This is a genomic window from Phaeobacter sp. HF9A, from assembly GCF_011806385.1.
In the GTDB taxonomy this organism is placed as follows: domain Bacteria; phylum Pseudomonadota; class Alphaproteobacteria; order Rhodobacterales; family Rhodobacteraceae; genus Epibacterium.
In genome coordinates this window covers 1-21,103 of the sequence record NZ_JAATOX010000017.1, presented here as the reverse complement: position 1 = coordinate 21,103, position 21,103 = coordinate 1, and the positions used below count along the sequence as shown (strand labels likewise).

The 21,103-nt window shown below is 61.1% G+C and carries 17 protein-coding genes; 13 read left to right on the top strand and 4 right to left on the bottom strand.

Annotated elements, in window-relative coordinates:
- Positions 1–4: 4 nt before the first annotated feature.
- The 4 genes from HCZ87_RS05115 (at position 5) to HCZ87_RS05100 (ending at position 6,801) form a co-directional block, all read left to right on the top strand.
- Complete coding sequence (locus HCZ87_RS05115) at positions 5–1,321, top strand: TRAP transporter large permease (RefSeq protein ID WP_167642692.1); 1,317 nt, start codon at positions 5–7, stop codon at positions 1,319–1,321.
- Positions 1,318–2,592, top strand: a complete 1,275-nt coding sequence (locus HCZ87_RS05110; RefSeq protein WP_167642691.1) for a malonyl-CoA decarboxylase — start codon at positions 1,318–1,320, stop codon at positions 2,590–2,592. Before HCZ87_RS05115 ends, HCZ87_RS05110 begins: the two co-directional genes overlap by 4 nt.
- Complete coding sequence (locus HCZ87_RS05105; RefSeq protein ID WP_167642690.1) at positions 2,573–4,087, top strand: malonyl-CoA synthase; 1,515 nt, start codon at positions 2,573–2,575, stop codon at positions 4,085–4,087. Before HCZ87_RS05110 ends, HCZ87_RS05105 begins: the two co-directional genes overlap by 20 nt.
- 215 nt (positions 4,088–4,302) lie before the next feature.
- Positions 4,303–6,801 carry an ATP-binding protein gene (locus tag HCZ87_RS05100; RefSeq protein ID WP_175582162.1) on the top strand — a complete coding sequence of 833 codons (2,499 nt, stop codon included), beginning with the start codon at positions 4,303–4,305 and terminating at the stop codon, positions 6,799–6,801.
- A gap of 13 nt (positions 6,802–6,814) precedes the next feature.
- Here the strand turns inward: HCZ87_RS05100 and HCZ87_RS05095 are convergent, their stop codons facing one another.
- Complete coding sequence (locus HCZ87_RS05095) at positions 6,815–7,003, bottom strand: hypothetical protein (RefSeq protein ID WP_167642689.1); 189 nt, start codon at positions 7,001–7,003, stop codon at positions 6,815–6,817.
- 30 nt (positions 7,004–7,033) lie between these two features.
- Between HCZ87_RS05095 and HCZ87_RS05090 the strand changes: the two genes are divergently transcribed.
- From HCZ87_RS05090 to HCZ87_RS05075, 4 genes are all read left to right on the top strand, one after another.
- A complete protein-coding gene (locus tag HCZ87_RS05090) occupies positions 7,034–7,219 on the top strand; it encodes a hypothetical protein (protein WP_167642688.1) in 186 nt (61 codons plus the stop codon).
- Complete coding sequence (locus HCZ87_RS05085) at positions 7,220–9,988, top strand: methyl-accepting chemotaxis protein (RefSeq protein WP_167642687.1); 2,769 nt, start codon at positions 7,220–7,222, stop codon at positions 9,986–9,988.
- A 274-nt stretch (positions 9,989–10,262) separates the two neighbouring features.
- On the top strand, positions 10,263–11,003 hold the full coding sequence (locus tag HCZ87_RS05080) for a DUF1868 domain-containing protein (protein WP_167642686.1): 741 nt from the start codon (positions 10,263–10,265) through the stop codon (positions 11,001–11,003).
- 197 nt (positions 11,004–11,200) lie between these two features.
- Entirely contained in the window at positions 11,201–12,163 is a 963-nt protein-coding gene (locus HCZ87_RS05075; protein ID WP_167642685.1) for an ROK family protein, read from the top strand.
- A 12-nt stretch (positions 12,164–12,175) separates the two neighbouring features.
- On the opposite strand, the gene HCZ87_RS05070 is transcribed toward HCZ87_RS05075, so the two are convergent.
- The 3 genes from HCZ87_RS05070 to HCZ87_RS05060 form a co-directional block, all read right to left on the bottom strand.
- Positions 12,176–12,853 carry a FadR/GntR family transcriptional regulator gene (locus HCZ87_RS05070; protein WP_167642684.1) on the bottom strand — a complete coding sequence of 226 codons (678 nt, stop codon included), beginning with the start codon at positions 12,851–12,853 and terminating at the stop codon, positions 12,176–12,178.
- Positions 12,844–13,680 (bottom strand): sulfite exporter TauE/SafE family protein, encoded by an 837-nt coding sequence (locus HCZ87_RS05065; protein WP_167642683.1) that lies wholly within the window; start codon positions 13,678–13,680, stop codon positions 12,844–12,846. Before HCZ87_RS05065 ends, HCZ87_RS05070 begins: the two co-directional genes overlap by 10 nt.
- A 109-nt stretch (positions 13,681–13,789) precedes the next feature.
- On the bottom strand, positions 13,790–14,986 hold the full coding sequence (locus HCZ87_RS05060; protein ID WP_167642682.1) for an ROK family transcriptional regulator: 1,197 nt from the start codon (positions 14,984–14,986) through the stop codon (positions 13,790–13,792).
- 187 nt (positions 14,987–15,173) lie between these two features.
- On the opposite strand from HCZ87_RS05060, the gene HCZ87_RS05055 reads away from it, so the two are divergent.
- From HCZ87_RS05055 to HCZ87_RS05035, 5 genes are all read left to right on the top strand, one after another.
- Positions 15,174–16,190, top strand: a complete 1,017-nt coding sequence (locus HCZ87_RS05055; RefSeq protein ID WP_167642681.1) for a sugar ABC transporter substrate-binding protein — start codon at positions 15,174–15,176, stop codon at positions 16,188–16,190.
- A 216-nt stretch (positions 16,191–16,406) separates the two neighbouring features.
- Entirely contained in the window at positions 16,407–17,468 is a 1,062-nt protein-coding gene (locus HCZ87_RS05050) for an ABC transporter permease (RefSeq protein ID WP_167642680.1), read from the top strand.
- Positions 17,468–18,244, top strand: coding sequence for an ATP-binding cassette domain-containing protein (locus tag HCZ87_RS05045; protein ID WP_167642679.1), 777 nt, complete (start codon positions 17,468–17,470; stop codon positions 18,242–18,244). Before HCZ87_RS05050 ends, HCZ87_RS05045 begins: the two co-directional genes overlap by 1 nt.
- Entirely contained in the window at positions 18,241–18,858 is a 618-nt protein-coding gene (locus HCZ87_RS05040) for a nucleoside/nucleotide kinase family protein (RefSeq protein WP_167642678.1), read from the top strand. Before HCZ87_RS05045 ends, HCZ87_RS05040 begins: the two co-directional genes overlap by 4 nt.
- A 145-nt stretch (positions 18,859–19,003) precedes the next feature.
- Positions 19,004–21,103, top strand: a 2,100-nt coding sequence (locus tag HCZ87_RS05035; RefSeq protein WP_167642677.1) for an AMP-binding protein, incomplete at its 3' end; no start/stop codon positions are given.

The following is a 21,103-nucleotide window of genomic DNA, read 5'->3' as shown; positions in this document are numbered from 1 at the left end:
ACCGATGGATCCGCTTCTGCTTGGCGGGATTGTGGCGCTGGCCACCATCCTTGTTCTCTTCTCCGGCGTGTCGGTGGCCATTGGGCTGCTGATCGTGTCGGGTGGGTTTCTGGTTATCTTTGACGGGCCGCGCTCGCTCGAGCTGATGCCGGAAATCCTGTTTGGCAAACTTGATAATTTCGCGCTGCTCTCGATCCCGATGTTCATCATCATGGGGGCCTCGATCGCCTCCACCCGCGCCGGAGCCGATCTTTATGAGGCGCTGGAGCGCTGGCTGACGCGGGTGCCGGGCGGGCTGGTGGTGTCCAACCTTGGCGCCTGTGCCCTATTTGCGGCGATGTCGGGATCGTCGCCGGCAACCTGCGCGGCGATCGGCAAGATGGGCATTCCCGAGATGCGCAAGCGCGGCTACCCCGAAGGCGTTGCTGCGGGATCCATCGCTGCCGGGGGGACGCTGGGCATCCTGATCCCGCCTTCTGTCACGATGATCGTCTATGGCATCGCCACCGAGACCTCGATCGGCCGGCTTTTCCTGGCCGGGGTGATCCCGGGGCTGCTGCTGGTAGGTCTGTTCATGGCCTGGTCGCTCTATTCGACCTGGCGCTCGGGCGAGGCAGGGCGGCTGAGCGCGGGCAGCTATAGCTGGGCGGAACGGTTCGAGATCCTGCCGCGGGTGCTGCCCTTCCTGGCGATCATCCTCGGGGTGCTCTATGCCATGTATGGCGGCATCGCGACCCCGTCGGAGACCGCTGCGGTGGGTGCGCTTCTGTGTCTTATGATCGCGATGATCATCTATAAACTCTGGCATCCTCGCGCGCTCTGGGTGGTGCTGCGTGACAGCACCAAGGAATCGGTGATGATCCTGTTCATCATCGCCGCCGCCGGGGTGTTTTCCTACATGCTGTCCTCGCTGTTTATCACCCAGGCGATTGCCGAGTGGATCGGCACGCTGGACGTCAGCCGCTGGGTGCTGATGGGGGCGGTCAATGTTTTCTTGCTGATCGCTGGGTTCTTCTTGCCGCCCGTGGCCGTGATCCTGATGGCCGCGCCGATTTTGCTGCCGATCATTACCACTGCCGGGTTTGATCCGATCTGGTTCGCCGTCGTGCTGACCATCAATATGGAAATCGGCCTGATTTCACCGCCGGTGGGGCTGAATCTCTATGTCATCAACGGGATCGCGCCGGATATTCCGCTCAAGACCATCCTGACCGGCTCCTTGCCCTATGTGGCCTGCATGATCCTGGCGATCATCTTGCTGTGCCTGATGCCGGGGCTGGCGACCTGGTTGCCGAATATGGTCATGGGGGACGCGCTATGAGCATCCTTGCCGAGCTTCTTTCGACCGTATTTGAGCGCCGCCAGCGCCGGGCCAGTGCGGCGCCGTTGGATGGGCGGCCGCTGGAGGAGCTGGCCATGGCACTGGTCAGCTCCGCCGGCGAGACCTCTGGTCTGGCACTGGCCGAGGAAATCCTGGCCCGGTTTCCGGCACTGGAGGACGAACAGAAACTGGCCTTTTTTCAGCACATTGCGCAGGCGATGAATATCGACCCGGAGACCGTGCGCAACACGCTTGACGCCTATGAGGCCACCCCGTCAAAGGCCACATACCGAGCGTTTATGACGGCGGCGGAACCCCGCCGCCAGGAGCTGATCCGCTATCTGAACCGGGTTCCCAATGCCACCGGCAGCCTGGTGCAGATGCGCGCGGACCTGTTGCGGCTTGGGCGCGGGGAGCCGGAACTGGAGGCGCTGGATCTCGATTTCCGCCACCTTTTTGCCAGTTGGTTCAATCGCGGCTTTCTGGTGCTGCGCCCCATCAACTGGGAAACGCCGGCGCATATTCTGGAAAAGATCACCGCCTATGAGGCGGTGCATGCGATACACAGCTGGGATGATCTGCGCCGCCGCCTGCAACCTGCGGACCGGCGCTGCTTTGCGTTCTTTCACCCCTCGATGCCGGACGAGCCGCTGATCTTTGTCGAGGTGGCGCTGACGCGCGGCGTGCCCGGCTCGATCCAGGATCTGCTGGTCGAAGGGCGCGAGGCGCTGCTGGCCGCAGAGGCGGATACTGCCGTGTTCTACTCGATTTCCAACTGTCAGGCGGGGCTGGCGAGCATCTCCTTTGGCAATTCCCTGATCAAACAGGTGGCCAGTGATCTCGCGGTGGAGCTGCCGGGGCTCAAGACCTTTGTCACCCTGTCGCCAATCCCGGGGCTGAGCCGCTGGCTCCAACAGGAAGGGCTGGACTGGGATATGGAAGACCCCGAGGCCATGCGTGCCATTGCTGCCCATTACTTGCTGACGGCCAAGGGCCGGGGTGGTCTGCCCTATGATCCGGTGGCGCGTTTCCATCTCGGCAATGGTGCCATCCTGCATGCGGTTCACGCCGATGCGGACACGTCACAGAAGGGGCGCGCGCAATCCGGTGGCACCATGGTGAACTATCTTTACGATCTTGCTAAAACCGCCCAAAATCACGAAAAATTTGCGAACACACGAGAGATCGAAGCCGCCGCTGATGTGACGGCTTTGGCCTCCTCCTATGCCCAAATTCAAGAAAGGCACCCCGATGGCAAATCCCCTGTATGATCGCTTGTTTGGTCTCCACGCTGGCAAGGATACGCCTTTCCTGTATTTGCCAGACCATTCGGTGATGACCCATCAGGGTTTTCTCGGCAGGGCCGCACAGATTGCCCATGTGCTGGTGCAATCCGGCATGACGCCGGGGGACAGGGTGGCGGCGCAGGTCGAGAAATCCCCCGAGGCGCTGGCGCTCTATGCCGCCTGCGCGCAGGCGGGGCTGATCTTTCTGCCGCTCAATACGGCCTATACGGCGGATGAGCTTTCCTATTTTATTGAAAACAGCGGTGCCTCTGTGGTGGTCTGCGATGGCGCAAAATCCGACACGCTGGCGCCGATTGCGCACAAGCTCGGGGCCAAGTTGGAAACCCTGAATGCGGATGGCTCGGGCAGCCTGATGAGCCAGGCGCACGAGATGCCGCAGGCGTTTGCCACTGTTGATCGCGACGGCGAGGATCTGGCGGCCTTCCTCTATACCTCCGGCACCACCGGGCGGTCCAAGGGCGCGATGCTGACGCAGAACAACCTGTTGTCCAATGCGGAAACCTTGGCGCGGGAATGGCGCTTCACGGCTGACGACGTGCTGCTGCATGCGCTGCCGATCTTTCATACCCATGGGCTGTTTGTGGCCAGCAACGTGACGCTGGTGGCGGGCGGAAGCATGATCTTCTTGCCGAAGTTCGATCTTGACGTGGTGCTTGCGCGGCTGCCGGAGGCCACGGCGATGATGGGGGTTCCGACATTCTACACCCGGCTTCTGGGCGACGCGCGCTTCACCCGTGAACTGGCGGCGGGCATGCGGCTGTTTGTGTCCGGCTCGGCGCCCTTGCTGGCGGAAACCCATGTGCAGTTCGAAGGGCGGACCGGTCACCGCATCCTTGAACGCTACGGTATGACCGAAACCAATATGAACACCTCCAATCCTTATGAAGGGGAGCGGCGCGCCGGCACTGTCGGTTTTCCCCTGCCGGGGGTGGAGCTCAAGATCACCAATCCGGAAACCGGCGATACCCTGCCTGACGGCGAGGTCGGCCAAATCGAGGTGCGCGGTGCAAATGTGTTCAAGGGCTATTGGCAGATGCCCGAGAAAACCGCTGCGGAGCTGCGCGAGGATGGGTTCTTTATCACCGGCGATCTTGGCGTGATTGATGCTGACGGCTATGTTCAGATCGTTGGTCGCAACAAGGATCTGATTATCTCGGGTGGCTACAATATCTACCCCAAAGAGATTGAACTGGTGCTGGATGAGGGGGACGGCGTTCTGGAGACGGCCGTCATCGGCGTCCCGCACCCGGATTTCGGAGAGACCGTTCTGGGGGTCGTGATCCCCGAGCCAGGCCAGACGCCGGACCTGGATGCGCTGATGGAGGCGGTGAAGGCCAAATTGGCGCGGTTTAAGCATCCCCGCAAGTTGATCCTGATGGAGGAATTGCCGCGCAACACCATGGGCAAGGTGCAGAAGAATATTCTGCGCGACCAGTTCAACGACCTCTTTACGAGCTGACTGTGCTTCGCTCCCCCTGCGGCTCGAATGGCGATTGGGGAGGGGCCTATCCCGGTTTGCTCCGTGTGAGGGCGGCGGCACCCGTGCGGTTGGCCACGCACTGCACGGGATCGCTGCCCTCGCCACATGGTGCATGAAGTTGCGATGAATTAACGTATCAGGAAGAAAAACCTGTAAAGATATCAGAACCGAGTCCCGCGGGCGCTCGGATCGTGATGGAGGACAACGCGGTGCCCAATTGGGTTCGAGCGATGGGCAATGCTTTATGTAATCGCACGTATCAGCCTGTCTGGCTGGCTACCCTCTTTGTGATTGGGGCGTTTTGGTTTGCGGAAAAGCAAAACCGAACCATCTTTGAACAGGATATTCGGGCACAGGTGCAGGCCGAGGCGGGTTTGATCCGCTCTCGTCTGGAGGGGGTATTGAATGCTGATATCCAGCTTGTTCAAGGGCTTGTCGCAGTCGTTGCCACCGAGCCCGAGCTGACGGAGGCACGTTTCAGCGAGATTGCGTCTCATGCCATCGGCGACAAGCCCGAGCTGCTGAACGTGGCCGTGACCCAGGATCTTGTGGTGACAATGGTGCACCCCTACGCTGCGAACAGGTCGGTCCTTGGCCTGGATCTGGGCAAGAATGATGCCCAACGAGAGGCCGTGTTCCGCATGCGCGACAGTGGCGATATGGTGCTGGCGGGGCCGGTTGATCTCGTTCAGGGCGGAACAGGGTTCATTGGCAGGTTTCCGATCTTTACCCAGGACGAGAGCGGCGCGCGCCGATTTTCGGGCATGGTGGCGGCAGTCATAGATGCGCAATGGCTCTATCAGGCGACCGGGATCGTGGCGAAAACCACATCGCTGGATATCGCGCTGTCTGGGCGCGATGGCACGGGCGAGACTGGCGCGCATTTCTACGGCAACGACGAGATTTACGCGCAATCTCCTATCGTTACGGACATCGTCTTGCCGACCGGCAGTTGGAGCATGGCGGTAGTGCCGCGGGGTGGGTGGCCACAACGCCCCGACAATCTCTGGATGCTGCGCCTGATCCTGTCCTGTGCGGGGCTTGCCATGATCGGGCCGACCTTCATGGCGTGCCGTCTTTCAGCCCACCGCCGGCAGGTGATCATGGAGTTGAGCTGGCGCGAACAGGAGCTGGAAAGCAAGCAGACGGAGCTGGAGCAGCTCTCTGCAGTGGCGCAGAATGCCTCTGACAGCATTATCCTGACCGATCCGAACGGGCGAATTATCTGGACCAACGATGCCTTTAGCCAAATGACGGGGTTCTCCGCCAAGGAGGCGTTGGGGCGTACGCCGGGCGAGCTTTTGAATGGTCCCGAAAGCAACCCGGACGTTATTCGCAGGATTGCCAATCATATCAATCGCGGGCAGAGATATCGCACAGAAATTCTGAACTATACCAAGTCGGGCAAGAAAATCTGGGTGGATACCCATCTTGTTCCGGTGCGCGATGACAAGGGCAAGACGCGCATGATCATCGGGATCGAGCGCGACATCACGCAGTCCAAAATCCACGAGGCCGAGCTGGCAGAGGCCAAAAGCGTGGCTGAGACAGCCGATCGGGCAAAATCCGAGTTCCTGGCCAATATGAGCCATGAAATCCGCACCCCGATGAATGGGATCATCGGCATGGCCGAGCTGCTGGCCGACGGCGACCTGGGCGAGGAGGAACGGCAATATGTCGAGATCATTCGCACCTCGTCCAAGGCCCTGCTCAAGATCATCAACGATATTCTGGACCTCTCGCGGCTGGAAACCGGCAAGATGGTTCTGGCGGATGTTGATTTCGACCTTATCCCCTGTATCGAAAGCGCGGTTGATGTCTTGCGGCCCGTTGCCCGCGAAAAGGGGCTGTCGCTTTCGGTGAGCTACGCGGCCGATCTGCCCAAACGGGTCCGCACCGATGATGGGCGCTTGCGACAGGTTCTGGTCAACCTCATTGGAAACGCAGTGAAATTCACCTCTTCTGGGCATGTCAGCTTGGAGGTCACATGTGCCGGTTCAGACCCGTATCTTCTGCGCTTTCAGGTCGAGGATACCGGAATTGGCCTGACCGCGGCGCAGATAGAAAACATTTTTGAACGCTTCTCGCAGGCGGATGCGGCGACGACGCGGGCCTTTGGCGGGACCGGCCTCGGCCTGACCATTTCGCGCCATCTGGCAGAGCAAATGGGCGGTGCTATCGCAGTAAAATCTGCCGCGGGGCAGGGGAGCTGTTTTACGCTGACCTTGCACTGCAAGGAGCCGCAAAGCGATGCGGTCGTGGCCGAAGTCGATCACGCGCCTGATTTGTCGCGCCTGGAGGGTTGCCGGATCCTCTTGGCGGAGGACAACCGCACCAATCGCTTGTTGATCCGCAAGTATCTGGCGTCGCTGTCGGTCGAGCTGATCGAGGCGGAGAACGGGCGGCAAGCGGTGGATCTGTGCCTGCGGGAAGCGCCGGATGTGGTGTTGATGGATATGTCCATGCCGGAAATGGACGGGGTCAGCGCGACCCGCGCAATCCGGTCCTGTGCGATATCGCAACCGCCGATTGTCGCGCTGACGGCCAATGCCTTTGCCAGCGACAAAGAGGCCTGCCTTGCGGCGGGAATGAATGGCTTTCTGTCCAAGCCGGTCAACAAGAAGCAGCTGTTGCATTCTATCGTCTCTGTCCTGGACGTGGGGGAGGAAGATCGCAGTATCGCCTCGATCTGAAGGCGGCCTGAGCCTAGGATTGAGGAAGTGGCCGCGCATGCAGGAGCGGTTTGATCGGGTCTTCAGCCCAATAATCAGCCAAAAGTTGAATCAAATTTTTCATAATGTTTCGCCTGTAATGAGGCATTTCGTCTTGAAATCCAGGTCCCGGAGCGGCAGGCGTCGCCGTCATTTCACCATTTCTTAAAGGCTCAGCGGTCATGGTTCTGCTCTATCGGTAGAGGGGAACCGCATGGATATTGCGATTTGTCAGCACCAGTTTGCGCGGCCACATGCCTTCGTGCGTGGGGTGGTGGGCCGGATCCACATGGTCGGCGTGTCATCGTCCTTTGTCGTAGAATCCCAAAGACATTTCCATACTGACGGCAACGGCCATGCGCGGCTGCCGGATGTGCCTCCAACTGCATTGAGTGAATAAATGACTGGTACTCCTGCTCTGAGCTCCTCGCGTCGTCCGTTCGGAATACTGCGCAGCATTCGCGCCAAGATGGGCGTTATCCTGTTCTTGATGGCTGCCGCCTTCGGTGCGTTTTCCTACATGATGTTCATGGTTCTGGATGGCATTGATGGGGATATGATCGACCTCACCGAGGCGGAGCTGCCGGGGTTGGAAAGCGCGGGTGCGATGTCCACGGTGGCGGGCCATACCAAGGACAATATGATCGCGCTTGTCGTGGCGCAGGATACTGCGGCGATCCAGGCCGCCGAGGAAAAGATCGCCCAAAGATCATCCCAACTCAACGAATTGATCGCGTCCCTCGATGAGGGACAGAAAGCAGAGTTTTCTGCGGAAGCCAAGCGCGCCAACGATGCCCTGACCGCACTTGCCAAGGCCCGGCGGGCCCAGCTGGAGAGTGATCACAACATCGAGACACGTGTACTCGAATTGCACGACATCAGTGATCAGCTGCGCATGGTCATGTCCGAACTGTCGAGCAAGGCTGCGGGGGATCTCAACAAGGGGGCGGTTGCCACTTATAACTCCATTGATTCCTCTCTGAAAACACTGGTTGAGCACGACTTCAACCTGCTGCAAGACCTGCTTGAAGCCAGGGCGGAGCTCAACCTTCTGGCGGGCACAGCGGTGGCCTTCGGCGGGACCAAAGACCGCGAAACACTGGCCCGTCTGACCGAGCTGGCGACGGGTTCCGATGCGCGTTTGCATGAGATCGCAGACAAGTTCGAGGCCGAAGCCCCGGAGGTTCTGGACGCAGAGGTGCTGCGCTCGGCTTCCCAGGTTCTGCAAAGCGTGATTGCACAAAGCCTGTTCCCCTCCGAGACACTGCGCCGTTCTGCAATGAATGCGCGGGAGGATACCGACGCGATCCTGACTGCGGCCGTAAACGAGCGCGTACAGCTCTTGGAGCAAGCGGCGGCGACCGCCAGCCACGAGAATGGCGATGCGCTGCGCAGCCTGATGACGAATGAGGTCGGCTTCATGAACAAGCTGATGGAAATCAGCACTTGGGTCGGCGGGTTCCAGGTCGCAGCGCTGGATCTTCTGAACGCCGATTCAGAAGAGGACATTGCGGATGCTGCATCCAATATGGACATCGCCAGCATGAATCTGTCGCTCTACGAAGATTTCGGGGATGCCCGCGTGCGCGATGCGGTTCAGCGATTGACGCTGCTGACTGATGCCAAGACCGGATTGGCGGCGCAGAAACGGGTTGCTATGAGCGCACATGCGGCCGCCCGCGCGGCAACGTTGCAGACCGAACAGACGGTATTGGAAATTTCGGATCGGGCCTCGGAGCTGGCAATGCGTAGCGTGACCAGCATTGGCGGCATGGCGCGCGACATTTCCGCCGAGGTGGTTGCAGCCAAGCGAAACCTCTTCGCGTCGATCGGTCTGGCCATTGGTGTCTTTGGCGTTGCACTATTGATGATCCAGATGATGATCCTGCGCCCCTTGAATCGCATCAGCGCGAGTACCGAACAATTGGCAGAGGGCGACCGCAGCCCGATCACCGGGTTTGAACGCGCCAGCACGGAAATCTTCCGCATCGCCCGGTCCCTGGCTGTTTTCCGGGATGGTATCGTCGAAAAGGAAGAGATGGAGCAACTGGCCGCCGCGGAGCGCGCGGAGCGTCGCGCAGCGCAGGACAAGGCCGTCGCAGCGCTAGGGAAGGGGATGTCGCGGCTTTCTGATGGCGATTTGACGGCGCGCATCGACGAGGAGCTCTCCGAAGGATACGAGCAGCTGCGGGCTGATTTCAACCAGACGTTGGACACGCTCAACGAAACCATGGGGCAGGTGGTGGAAACCTCCAGTTCGATCCGAAACGGTGCGACCGAAATCAGTCAGGCGTCGCAGGATCTGTCAAACCGGACTGAAAGCCAGGCGGCCACATTGGAAGAAACCGCGGCAGCGCTTGACGAGATGACCGCTAGCGTAAGATCCGCCGCGGAAGGCGCGCGCGACGTGGAAAACAGCACCAACGAGGCGCGTGCAGAGGCGGAGGCCAGCGGTGAAATCGTGCAAAATGCTGTCGCCGCCATGACTGAAATCGAGGAAAGCTCTGTCAAGATTTCCCAGATTATTTCGGTAATTGACGACATTTCCTTCCAGACCAACCTGCTGGCGTTAAATGCCGGGGTCGAAGCGGCCCGCGCGGGCGAAGCTGGTCGCGGTTTTGCCGTGGTCGCCTCTGAGGTTCGTGGCTTGGCGCAGCGATCTTCGGATGCGGCACTGGAGATCAAGACCCTGATCAGCGATAGCTCCAAGCAGGTCGAACGCGGCGTCGAGCTGGTCGGCAAGGCCGGTGGCGCGTTGGAGTCGATCCTGCAACGGGTGACACATATTTCGGATCTGATTTCGGGCATTGCCACTGGGGCTCAGGAGCAATCCACGGGTCTGGTTGAGATCAATACGGGTATGAATCAGCTCGATCAGGTGACGCAGCAAAACGCCGCGATGGTGGAGCAATCCACGGCGGCAAGTCAGTTGCTCGATTCCGATGCGCAGAAGCTGGATGGGTTGGTTGCGCGCTTCCAGATCTCGCGTGATCGCGGGGTGAGCGCATCGAGTGCCGGTCCGGCGCCCTCCAGCTGGGGGGAAGCGGCCAGCGATGATTGGGAGGTGGCTGCCGCGCCGCTTCAAGAGATCGAGGCCGAACCGGCTGTCGAGACGGATTGGTCCGATTTCAATTGGGACGATGACGAACCGGCGACGGGTACATCGTGACCGGCAAGGGCAAGGCGTATCTGGACCAAGGCGAGGGACACAGTGGCTCGCCCAGGTCTGGCGAGGCCGCCTCGCGCAAAAGCGCCGAGAAGGGGCGCGCGCCTATATGACGGTGTCCTGCGGGGCAGATGGTGGGGCCAGATGCTGGCGGATGCGAGATGAACAGGGCCCGAGCCAAACCCATGGCGGTGGCGTGACGGCTGCGGTGTTGTCAAATGCTTGACATGTAACGCAGCTAAACCCACTGAATGCTGCCGACAACAGGAGCTTGCACATGGCCGTTTTTCGCCCCGATCCGCTGCGTTTCCTGACCGGCGCAGATTCCGAAACCACGCGGCCGCGGGCCATTACCGAACCTGGAAAAGGCGGCAAGTTCACCCCGTCCGGCGCGGTCCTGCCGTTTCCCGGCAATACGGTGATATGCCATATCGACCCCAATAGCGACGCGCATGCGGCGCTTTGCGAGATGCAGGAGGATATCCGCCAGAGCAGCTTTGGCGCGCTCTTTACCTATCTGCCTCCCTCCAGCCTGCATATGACCGTGTTTCAGGGCATTTCCCCTGATGAGACGCAGTGGCCCGATGGGATTGCCGAAGGGGCCAGTCGGGACGAGGTGACCGAGGTTTTCAAGGCCCGTTTGCTTGGTCAGGATCTGCCGCTCTCCCGTCAGGTCTCCGCACGCAGTCTTTATGCGGGGCATTCGGTCACGTTGGAGGGCAGCACCGCCGCAGAAGAGAGCGGTCTGCGCGCCACCCGTGTTGCCCTGCGCAACCTGACCGGCCTGCGGCTGGATCACTTCGAGAGCTACACGTTTCATGCCACCTTGTGTTATCTCTTGCGCTGGCTGGACGCCGAAGAGGCGGCGGATCTGATCGCGTTTTCCGATATGTTGTTTGATCGCTACGCGAAACGGCTGGCGTGTATTGACCTTGGTCCGCTCGAACTTGCGAATTTTGAAGACATGCATCATTTTGACCGGGTGGCCTATTTGGGAAAATCTGCCGCGCAGGGTTAAATTGTTTGCGCTAACTCTTGCCTTGCCGCGCATCTCGCGCAAGAAGTCGTCCTGACTCCGAAGAGAGCGAGCCCGCATGACAAAATACCGCTGCAAGCCTTGACCTGCACCGCGCGAGCCTGTTTGACCTTCGGAAAACGACAATCTGACGAATGGCTTTGACCGCCCCGAGAGGGGCCGGGGCAGGAGAGGCTAAGATGTGGAATCTCATCGCTGACGTTGGCGGCACCAATATGCGTCTGGCGGCAGTCAACGCCCAGGGGGCGATCCTGGAGCAGGCCCGCTATGACAGCAAGGGCGACATGAACCTTGAACAGGCCTGCGCCGATTTCGCGGCCCATCGCGGTGGGGCGCCAGAGCGGGCGGTGATCGCGGCCGCCGGTGTGGTGCGCGATGGGGCGGTGCAGCTGACCAACGCGCATCAGAGCTTTTCTGAACGGGGTATTGCCAGCGCGCTGAAGATTGAGCGCGCCAAGGTGCTCAATGATTTTGAGGCGGCCGCCTGGTCGCTGGCCACCGTCGCGGCGGGCGATGTAACCACCCTGCAAGGCCAGCCGGTGTTTCCCAAGGAATCCTGCCTGATTATCGGCCCTGGCACCGGGCTTGGTGTGGGGGCGCTGGTCTGGTCCAATGGCGATCCTTGCGTGGTGCCGGGAGAAGGCGGCCATGTGGCGCTGGGACCGCGCGCGGCGGATGAGGTGCCGATTTTCCAAGCCCTGCGAGAGGAATGGCCCGAGGTCGGCATGGGTCCCGGCCTGGCGGTGGAGGCCGAGGCGATCCTGTCGGGGACCGGCCTGCCATATTTCTACCGGGCCGTCGCCAAGAGCATGGATCTGACGGCACCGCTTTGTACCGGGGCGGAGATCTTTGAGGCCGCCAAGGCCCGGCTCGACACCGCGGCGATGCGCAGCGTAGCGCTCTTTGCGCGCTACCTTGCCGGAGTCGCGGGTGACCTCGGTCTCGTCTTCGCGGCCAAGGGCGGCGTGTTCGTGACCGGCGGCGTGGCCGCCGCCAACCCCTGGATCTTTGATGCAGATTTTATCGCTGCTTTTAATGCAGGCGGGCGTCATAGCAGCTGGCGACAGGAGTTGCCGCTGCATCTGTATCATCAGCCGGATTTTGGTTTGATCGGGGCCAGGAATTATCTCAGCGCCCGTTGAAGGGGCCAGAGCCTAGGGTGTCTCTGTCAATACGACGGAGCGCACCTGTTGCATATGCTCATACATTGCTGTGCGGGCTGCCGATGTGGAGCCAGCGCAAATCGCGTTGGCGATGGCGCTGTGCTGGGTTGAGACTGCCGTCATGTTCTCTTCGCCGAGCTTGGCCTGGCGAGCCTCGGTCCAGTCCTTGGCCTGACGCAGGCTCCGGATTTCTTCGAATAAGGTGAGAAACACTTCGTTTCCCGCCATCTCTGCGATTTTATAGTGAAAGATGTCATCGGCGCGCTCATAGCTTTGCAGGTCGGGCGCGATCAAGGTGTCCTCCATCAGGCGCAGCAGCCGAGCCTTGTCGCTGGCGCTGCCACGCTCTGCCGCCAGCGCCGCCAAGGCGGGCTCCAGCTCCAGCCGCACCTCCATCAGCGCCGCAGGTGAAACGCGGCGCGCCAGCCCGTCCAGCCGCGACGGAGCCTGCGCCGGGGGCGGTTGCAGGAATGTACCCTGCCCATGACGGCGAAACACCAATCCCTCGCGCGCGAGATCGTCCAGCACCCCACGGAGACGGCTGCGCGTCACCTGAAGGGTTTGCGCCAGCACGCGCTCGGACATCAGGCGACCGTCCTTTGCAAGGGAGCCGCCCAAAATGGCGTTGCGCAGCTCCTGGGTCGTGAGCGAGGCCTCTTTTACAACCATCCGGCTTGCTCCGCGAGATCGACGAACATCCGCAGCGAGGTGGCCATCAGGAACAGGCCAAAGCACAGTTTCAGGGCGCGGCGCGGGATGGCGTGGGCCAGTCGCACCCCGACGCGGGCAAAGGTGGTCGAGAGCGGAATGATCACGGCGGCGAGCAGCAGGTTTACATAGCCCAGCGACAGCGGCGGCAGGCCCTCGGCGCCGAAACCGGTTGCCATATAGATCAACGCACCGGGCAGGCCGATGATGAAGCCGATGGCGGCAGAGGTGCCCACGGCCTTGCGGATGTCATAGCCCAGAAAGCTCAGGGTCGGCACGCAGACAGAGCCACCGCCAATACCCATCATCGCCGAGACACCACCGGCAAAGATGCCGAGCCCAGCCCAGACCGGTTTGGAGAACGAGCGCGGCTCCGGCGTTTCCTTGGGTTTGCGCAGCATCAGGTCCAGCGATACGGCCATGGCCACGCAGGCAAAGACCACCAGCAGAACATTGCCCGAAACCAGCCCGCCCAAGACCCCGCCGATCGCGACGCCGACCAGGATCGAGGGGGCCCATAGCTTGAGCAGCGCCATGTCGATGGCGCCTTTCTTGTAGTGGCCATAGCCGGAGGAGAGCGCTGTAAAGACGATGGTCGCAAGGGAAGTGCCGACGGCGACCTGCATCGTCAGCGCCGGGTCCATGCCGGTCAGCGACAGCGCAAAATAGAGCGCGGGAACGATGACGATGCCGCCGCCAACCCCCAGCAAACCCGCAAGAATGCCACCCGCAATTCCGGCACCAGCGGCCACACCCACCAATGGAAGCAATGTTTCGAGTTCCAGCATCTTTGCCCTGTCCTGTCCATTTCGCGCCGTGTTGCGACGCATTCAACCAATTTCAAATTGGTTTATGGAGAGCCTGCAAGACGCCGTCAACCCAAGGAAAGGGCAGGGCTCAGGCGGTTTGGGTAAAGCCGGTGTGAGAATCCAGCAGGTACTGGGCGATCAGTGGTTTGGCAGCGGCCCCAAGCGCGGAGGCATTGGCGCCGATATGGCCTTCCTGGACCTCGGGAAGAATCAGCCCGCGGGAATCCAGCAGCGGCAGCTCTGCGCGGACCCGTTCAACCAGGCTGCGGCGAATATCGGCGGGCATGGCGCCGTCGATCACGATGGCCTGAAAGTCGATGACCGCGCAGGTGGCCAGGGCGGCCCGCGCCAGCGCCGCGGCGGTATGCTCCAGCCAATGGGTGGTTTGTTCGGCAATGCTGCTCCAGTCCTGCGGCTGTTGCCAGAGCACTTCCGGATCAATCTGCGCCGCCACCAGCTGCCGTTCGAGAACCTGGATCGAGGCGGTGTCGAGCAACCGCGCCTCTTGCCCATCCGGCAGCCGCGAGGGCAGGGGGCCAAGCGCCCCCGCATTTCCCCGGCTTCCTTCATAAACGGAATTGTTCAGCACCACGCCACCGCCGAGAAAGGAGGCGATAAAGACATAGAGGCTATCGCGCCAATTGCCGCTGCCGCCGAACATATGTTCGGCGCGGCAGGCGGCGGTGGCGTCATTGATGATAAAGACCTGCAAATCGCTGAACCGGCCGATTTCCGTTGCGGGATCCAGCTCTTTCCAGGCTTCGAGGCTGGCTTTGGAGGCCCCCACCTGTTCGTGCCAACGCCAGAGATCAAAGGGCGTTGCCACGCCAATGCCGCAGATCCGGGCGATGTGATCGGGGCTCAGTGTGGCGTTGATGTCTTCCATGCTGCGGGCCACAAAACCAAAGACCTCAGCCGGTTGCGGATAGGCATACCGCAGGCGACGCTCGGCGCGGATGGTGCCGGCAAAATCAATCAGCAGCAGGTTTGCGCTTCTGCGGCCGATCTTGATGCCATAGGAAAACAAACCCTCCGGGTTGATCCCCATCGGCACCGAGGGTTTGCCCACGCGCCCCTTTTGGCTTTCGCCGCGCAGCACCAGCCCGTCCTGTTCCAGTTTGCGCAGGATCACCGAGGCAGTTTGCGACGACAGGCCGGTGCGGCGCGCGATTTCACTGCCGGGCAGGGCGCCGTCCAGATGCAGGACCGACAGCATCAAGCGTTCGTTATAGGCGCGCACCTCGCTTTGGTTCGCGCCGCTGCTATAGGGGCGTATCATCGACATGACAGGCTCTATGCCCTCCTCCTCGGCTTAGGGGAAGAGACTGCGGGTGATCCATTAATAAATCAAGTTGAATTATTTATTGACTTTGCCACCGGAATCGCGCCTTTCTTGGGCAAGCGTCGCGATGGTTCAGGGATTATGAGGGCCGGGCGAAGTGAGTTGAAACAGTGTTTCTTGGGAGGAAACCATGAAAAAACTTCTGCTGACCACCATTGCCGGTGTGGGTCTGATGGCAAGTGCTGCGCATGCGGATGACAAGATCACGGCCTGTCTGATTACCAAGACCGACACCAACCCCTTCTTTGTGAAGATGAAAGAAGGCGCCAATGCCAAGGCCGAGGAGCTGGGCATGGAGCTCAAGTCCTTCGCCGGCAAGGTTGATGGCGACCACGAAACCCAGGTGGCGGCGATCGAGACCTGCATCGCTGATGGCGCCAAGGGGATCTTGCTGACTGCCTCTGACACTTCCTCCATCGTGCCCGCCGTACAGCAGGCGCGCGATGCCGGTCTGGTTGTGATTGCGCTGGATACGCCGCTCAGCCCGATTGACGCGGCGGATGCGACCTTTGCCACCGATAACTTCCTCGCGGGTGAGTTGATCGGCCAATGGGCGGCGGCGTCCCTGGGGGATGAGGCGGCAAACGCCAAGATCGCCATGCTTGACCTCGGTGTCAGCCAGCCCACCGTTGGGGTGCTGCGCGATCAGGGTTTCCTCTCTGGTTTTGGCATTGAGCTTGGCGATCCGAACAAATGGGGCGACGAGGAAGATCCGCGTATTGTCGGCAACGACGTGACCGCAGGCAACGAAGAAGGTGGCCGCAAGGCGATGGAGAACCTTCTGGCCAAGGATCCGATGATCAATGTGGTCTATACCATCAACGAACCCGCAGCCGCTGGTGCCTATGAGGCGCTGAAATCCATCGGTCGCGAGAATGACGTGCTGATCGTCTCCGTCGATGGCGGCTGCCCTGGCGTGCAGAACGTCAAGGACGGCGTGATCGGGGCCACCTCGCAGCAATACCCGCTGCAAATGGCGGCGCTGGGCGTTGAAGCGATCAAGAAATGGGCCGATGAGGGCGTGAAGCCGGAACCGACCCCGGGCAAGGATTTCTTTGATACCGGCGTTGCGCTGGTGACCGATAAGCCGGTGGATGGCGTTGACAGCATCGACACCACTGAGGGCACCAACCTCTGCTGGGGCTAAGCTTGGGCGCGCGGGGCAGGGGAGACTTTGCCCCGCGGCTCACAGGCAGGCCGGTCCCGGACGGTTCCAAATGGATTGCAGCGCAGATGCGAGCTCCGTCCTCACATCGACGCGAAAAATAGGAAGGGCGGCGGTCATGGGCCGCCGTTTTTCCCGAATAAACCTACCCAAACCCCCACGACCACCCCGCAGGACGCGGGCGATTGGAGGAGTGTCATGTCTACCCCGCAGAGCTACGAGGCCGCCGCCGCTGGAAGCCCGGAGCAAGTGGCCGAGTTCGACCAGGGCCATCAGAGTTTCATCCAGAGGTTTCAGCACGCGCTGCATGTGACACCCTCGCTGGTGCCCTTGATCGTGCTGGTGCTGTCCGTTGTCATTTTTGGCGTCTTGCTGGGATCAAAGTTCTTTTCGCCCTTTGCGCTGACGCTGATCCTGCAACAGGTCGGGATCGTTGGCATCGTCGCCTGCGCCCAGTCTCTGGTGATCCTGACGGCGGGCATTGATCTCTCGGTCGGGGCGATCATGGTGCTGAGCTCTGTTGTGATGGGGCAGTTCACCTTTCGCTACGGGCTGCCACCGGTGATGGGCGTGGCCTGCGGGCTGCTCTGCGGCACCGCCTGTGGCTTTATCAACGGTTGGCTGGTCTCCAAGATGAAGCTGCCGCCCTTCATCGTGACGCTGGGCATGTGGCAGATCGTTCTGGCCTCCAACTTTCTCTATTCCGCCAACGAGACGATCCGCAGCCAGGAGATTTCGACCAACGCGCCCTTCCTGCATTTCTTTGGCGAAAAGTTCAAAGTCGGCGGCGCGGTCTTTACCTATGGGGTGATCTTTTTGATCCTGCTGGTGTTTCTGCTGGCGTATGTGCTGCGTCACACGGCCTGGGGGCGGCATGTCTACGCTGTGGGCGATGACAAGGAAGCAGCAGAGCTTTCGGGCGTTGATACCGACAAGGTGTTGATTTCCGTCTATATGCTCTCTGGTCTCATCTGCGCCTTTGCGGGCTGGGCCCTGATTGGCCGGATCGGATCGGTCTCGCCGACCTCTGGGCAGCTTGCAAATATCGAGAGCATCACCGCCGTGGTGATCGGGGGTATTTCGCTCTTTGGCGGGCGTGGATCGGTCCTGGGCACGTTCTTTGGGGCGCTCATCGTGGGGGTCTTTACCCTCGGGCTGCGTCTGCTTGGTGCGGATGCGCAATGGACCTACCTGCTTATTGGCGCGCTGATCATCGCCGCCGTGGCCGTGGACCAGTGGATCAGAAAGGTATCGGTATAATGGAACCCATTCTCAAAGGCCGCAATCTGGTCAAACGCTACGGCAAGGTAACGGCGCTCGACCACTGTGATTTTGACCTGATGCCGGGCGAGATCCTGGCGGTGATCGGCGACAATGGCGCTGGAAAATCCACCCTTATCAAGGCGCTGTCCGGTGCGGTGATCCCTGATGAGGGCACCGTGGAGCTGGACGGAAAGCCGGTCAATTTCCACTCGCCGATTGATGCGCGCGAAGCCGGGATCGAGACGGTCTATCAGACCCTTGCGATGTCGCCGGCGCTGTCGATTGCCGATAATATGTTCATGGGGCGCGAGCTCAGGAAACCCTGCTGGCGGGGACAATTCCTGCGCCAGCTGGATCGCTCGCGGATGGAGCAGATCGCGCGGGAAAAACTGAATGACCTTGGTCTGATGACCATCCAGAACATCAACCAGGCGGTGGAAACGCTTTCGGGCGGGCAGCGGCAGGGGGTTGCGGTGGCCCGGGCGGCGGCCTTTGGCTCCAAGGTGATCATCCTCGACGAGCCCACCGCCGCGCTGGGCGTCAAGGAAAGCCGCCGGGTGCTGGAGCTGATCCAGGATGTGCGCTCGCGGGGGATTCCGATCATCCTGATCAGCCACAACATGCCGCATGTCTTTGAGGTCGCCGACCGCATCCATGTGCACCGCCTGGGCAAGCGGCTCTGCGTGATTGATCCCAAACAGCACGAGATGTCCGACGCGGTGGCCTATATGACCGGCGCCAAGGAACCTGACCCGGAGCTCAGCGCCGCATGAGCGGGGCGCGGATCGAGAGCCTCTGTGATGGGGTGCTCGACCGGCTCGACCTGAGCCGCAAGGGCCGCCTTTGCGGTGCGCCGGGGGCCGGGAAATCGACGCTTTCTGCCCCTCTGGCCGCCGCACTCAGCGCGCGCGGTGTGGCGGCCGAGGTGGTGCCGATGGATGGCTTCCATCTCGAAAATTGCCTGCTGGAGCGCCGGGGCCTGCTGGCCCGCAAGGGCGCGCCGGAGAGCTTTGATCTGAATGGGTTTTCACGTCTCTGCGCGGCGTTGCGCACGGAGGATCACGTTGTCTATCCGCTGTTTGACCGGGCGCGCGACATTGCCATCGCGGGCGCGGCGGAGGTGGGGCCGCAGTGCCGGATCGCGATCGTGGAGGGGAATTATCTCCTGCTCGATGAACCTGGCTGGAGGGAGCTTGCGCCGCTCTGGGATGTGGCGATCCGCCTTGACGTCCCGCTGGCAGAGCTGGAGGCCCGGCTGGTGCAGCGCTGGCTGGATCACGGCCTGTCCCAACCCGAGGCCGAGGCACGCGCGCGCGGTAATGATCTGGCCAATGCCGAACGGATCGCCGCCGCGCAATTGCCTGCCGATCTTGTCTGGACCCTCTAGAGCCACGTATCTGTGATGGCGTGCCGCGTCGCCGCGCCACCTTGGCGACGATCCCGTGATGTCGTTTAATGGCCATATTATGGTCATGCAGAACGGCTAGGCGCTGTGATCAGTGCTCTATTCGAAAAGGACGGCGGCGGGACAGATGGGTTTTCAAGAACTAGACGCAACCGCCGTTGTGCGGAAAAACTCGCTTGCGTTCATCGAGCAGATCTTCGCTCTGAATGCCGCGCGCCGCCCTCTGGTCATGGTCGCCGACAAGGCCGCCGCCAATGCGCTGCCGGGGATCAAAATCGACAGATGTATCACGCCCCCAGAGCAATCGGGCTGGTACAGGGCCAAGCATCCCCTGATCCACGACAATCTGCCAGCGCAGGTCAGTTACACCTCGGGCACCGAGGGGGAGCCAAAAGGCATCCTTCTGACCTACGCCAATCTCGCCAATACCGCCGAGCGGATCATCGCGCAGATGCAGATGACAGCCGAGATACGCGAATATGTCGGGGTGCCTGCGACCTATAGCTTTGGCGCGGGGCGTTACCGCGCGATCAGCGCCGTGGGCGGGCAGGCCTATCTGCCGCCTCGCGGTTTTGACCCGATGGAGCTGGCGCGGATGCTGGCTGCGGGCGAGGTCAATGCGCTCTCGGCGGTGCCAACACTCTTGCGGATCTTGCTGAACGCGCCCGAGATCATCGGCGCGGCAGGCAAACAGCTGCGCTGGATGGAAATCGGCTCGCAGCATATGACCGCCGACGAAAAGCGCCGGGTGCGCGAGATGTTCCCCAACGCGCGCATCATTCAGCACTACGGCCTGACAGAAGCCTCCCGCAGCACGTTCTTGAATATCTCCGACGTGCCGGTGACGCTGTTGGACTCGGTCGGTCAACCGGTTGCGGGCACCGAAGTGGGGCTGAGCAACGACGGGCGCATCCGCATTCGCGGGCCGCATGTGGCGAAGTCGCGGATTGACGGCGACGGGCTGCATGATTTGCAGGACGCCGAGGGCTGGCTGCAAACCAATGACCTAGGCCATATGCGCGATGGGATCTTGTATTTCGATGGCCGGGCCGATGACCTGATCAATTGCGGCGGGGTCAAGATTGTTCCCGACCAGCTTGAGCAGCGCATCCGTGCGGGGCTGAGCGGTGATGTGCCGATCGCGGTTGCCAAAATCCCGGATGCCCAGCGCGGCGAGGGGGTGCTGGTCGCGGTTCAGGGCGTTTCTGCCAGTACTGAGGCGGTTCGGGATCTGGCGGTTGCCGCTTTGCACGACATGGGCGTGGTGGTCGGAAACGCGCTGCATATCTTGGAGGTGGAGGCGCTCCCGACAACCGAAACCGGCAAGATCAAACGGGATGCTCTGGCGGAGGCATTTACCGCCCAGACGACCAGCTCCCCCATGCAGGGGCATTCCGAGACGGGACGGGCAGGGGGGGATGTGCTCTCGCTGTTCCAACATGAATTTCCGGGCCAAAAGGTGCGTGCTGAGGATACGTTTGAATCGCTTGGCGGTGACTCGTTGCACTTCATCCAGTTTTCCCTGAACTTCGAGCGGCGCTTTGGTCAGTTGCCGGAAAACTGGGAAACGCTGACCGCCGCAGAATTGCAGCAGTATATCGGCGGTCGGCGAAAATCCATTTGGCGCCGCCTGGAATCCCCGACGTTTACACGCGCTTTCTTCATGGTCTGCATTATCGCGCTGCACGCCGAGGCCTTTGTCTATAGCTCGAACTGGGGTGCCGCCTATTTTCTGGTCCTGCTTGCGGGTTATTCGGTGGCCCGGTTCCAGCTGCCAGAGATCATTCGCACCGGCAGCATCAAGACCCTGCTGGGCACCATCAAATATGTGGCCATCCCCACTTTGATCATGGTGGCCGTCTTGCAGGTCTATACCCAGCGGTTCGAAATCCTGCCTTTGCTGCTGGTGTCCAACTATCTGGATCCACATACGTTGCAGGGATATACGTTTTATTTCATAGAGTTCTACGTTCAGTTGCTCGCACTCTCTGCGGTGCTGTTTTCCTTTGCCAGCGTGCGAAAGCTCTTCAGCCAGCACCCGATGCAGAGCGCGCTGGCCCTGCTGGTGGCGATCTTTGCCCTAAATCAGGGCATTGATGCGATCTGGGATGGCGACTACAACTATCACCGAACCCCGTGGAACTATGGCTGGGCCTTTGCGCTTGGCATGGTTCTGGCCACGGCCAAGGACATGCAGGGCGGGATGCTGGCGCTTGCCGCCGCGCTT

Bases quoted from the DNA above. Each gene is read 5' to 3' on its own strand.
- HCZ87_RS05115 (WP_167642692.1), top strand. From the start codon at position 5: ATGGATCCGCTTCTGCTTGGCGGGATTGTGGCGCTGGCCACCATCCTT.
- HCZ87_RS05110 (WP_167642691.1), top strand. From the start codon at position 1,318: ATGAGCATCCTTGCCGAGCTTCTTTCGACCGTATTTGAGCGCCGCCAG.
- HCZ87_RS05105 (WP_167642690.1), top strand. From the start codon at position 2,573: ATGGCAAATCCCCTGTATGATCGCTTGTTTGGTCTCCACGCTGGCAAG.
- HCZ87_RS05100 (WP_175582162.1), top strand. From the start codon at position 4,303: ATGGAGGACAACGCGGTGCCCAATTGGGTTCGAGCGATGGGCAATGCT.
- HCZ87_RS05095 (WP_167642689.1), bottom strand. From the start codon at position 7,003: ATGACCGCTGAGCCTTTAAGAAATGGTGAAATGACGGCGACGCCTGCC.
- HCZ87_RS05090 (WP_167642688.1), top strand. From the start codon at position 7,034: ATGGATATTGCGATTTGTCAGCACCAGTTTGCGCGGCCACATGCCTTC.
- HCZ87_RS05085 (WP_167642687.1), top strand. From the start codon at position 7,220: ATGACTGGTACTCCTGCTCTGAGCTCCTCGCGTCGTCCGTTCGGAATA.
- HCZ87_RS05080 (WP_167642686.1), top strand. From the start codon at position 10,263: ATGGCCGTTTTTCGCCCCGATCCGCTGCGTTTCCTGACCGGCGCAGAT.
- HCZ87_RS05075 (WP_167642685.1), top strand. From the start codon at position 11,201: ATGTGGAATCTCATCGCTGACGTTGGCGGCACCAATATGCGTCTGGCG.
- HCZ87_RS05070 (WP_167642684.1), bottom strand. From the start codon at position 12,853: ATGGTTGTAAAAGAGGCCTCGCTCACGACCCAGGAGCTGCGCAACGCC.
- HCZ87_RS05065 (WP_167642683.1), bottom strand. From the start codon at position 13,680: ATGCTGGAACTCGAAACATTGCTTCCATTGGTGGGTGTGGCCGCTGGT.
- HCZ87_RS05060 (WP_167642682.1), bottom strand. From the start codon at position 14,986: ATGTCGATGATACGCCCCTATAGCAGCGGCGCGAACCAAAGCGAGGTG.
- HCZ87_RS05055 (WP_167642681.1), top strand. From the start codon at position 15,174: ATGAAAAAACTTCTGCTGACCACCATTGCCGGTGTGGGTCTGATGGCA.
- HCZ87_RS05050 (WP_167642680.1), top strand. From the start codon at position 16,407: ATGTCTACCCCGCAGAGCTACGAGGCCGCCGCCGCTGGAAGCCCGGAG.
- HCZ87_RS05045 (WP_167642679.1), top strand. From the start codon at position 17,468: ATGGAACCCATTCTCAAAGGCCGCAATCTGGTCAAACGCTACGGCAAG.
- HCZ87_RS05040 (WP_167642678.1), top strand. From the start codon at position 18,241: ATGAGCGGGGCGCGGATCGAGAGCCTCTGTGATGGGGTGCTCGACCGG.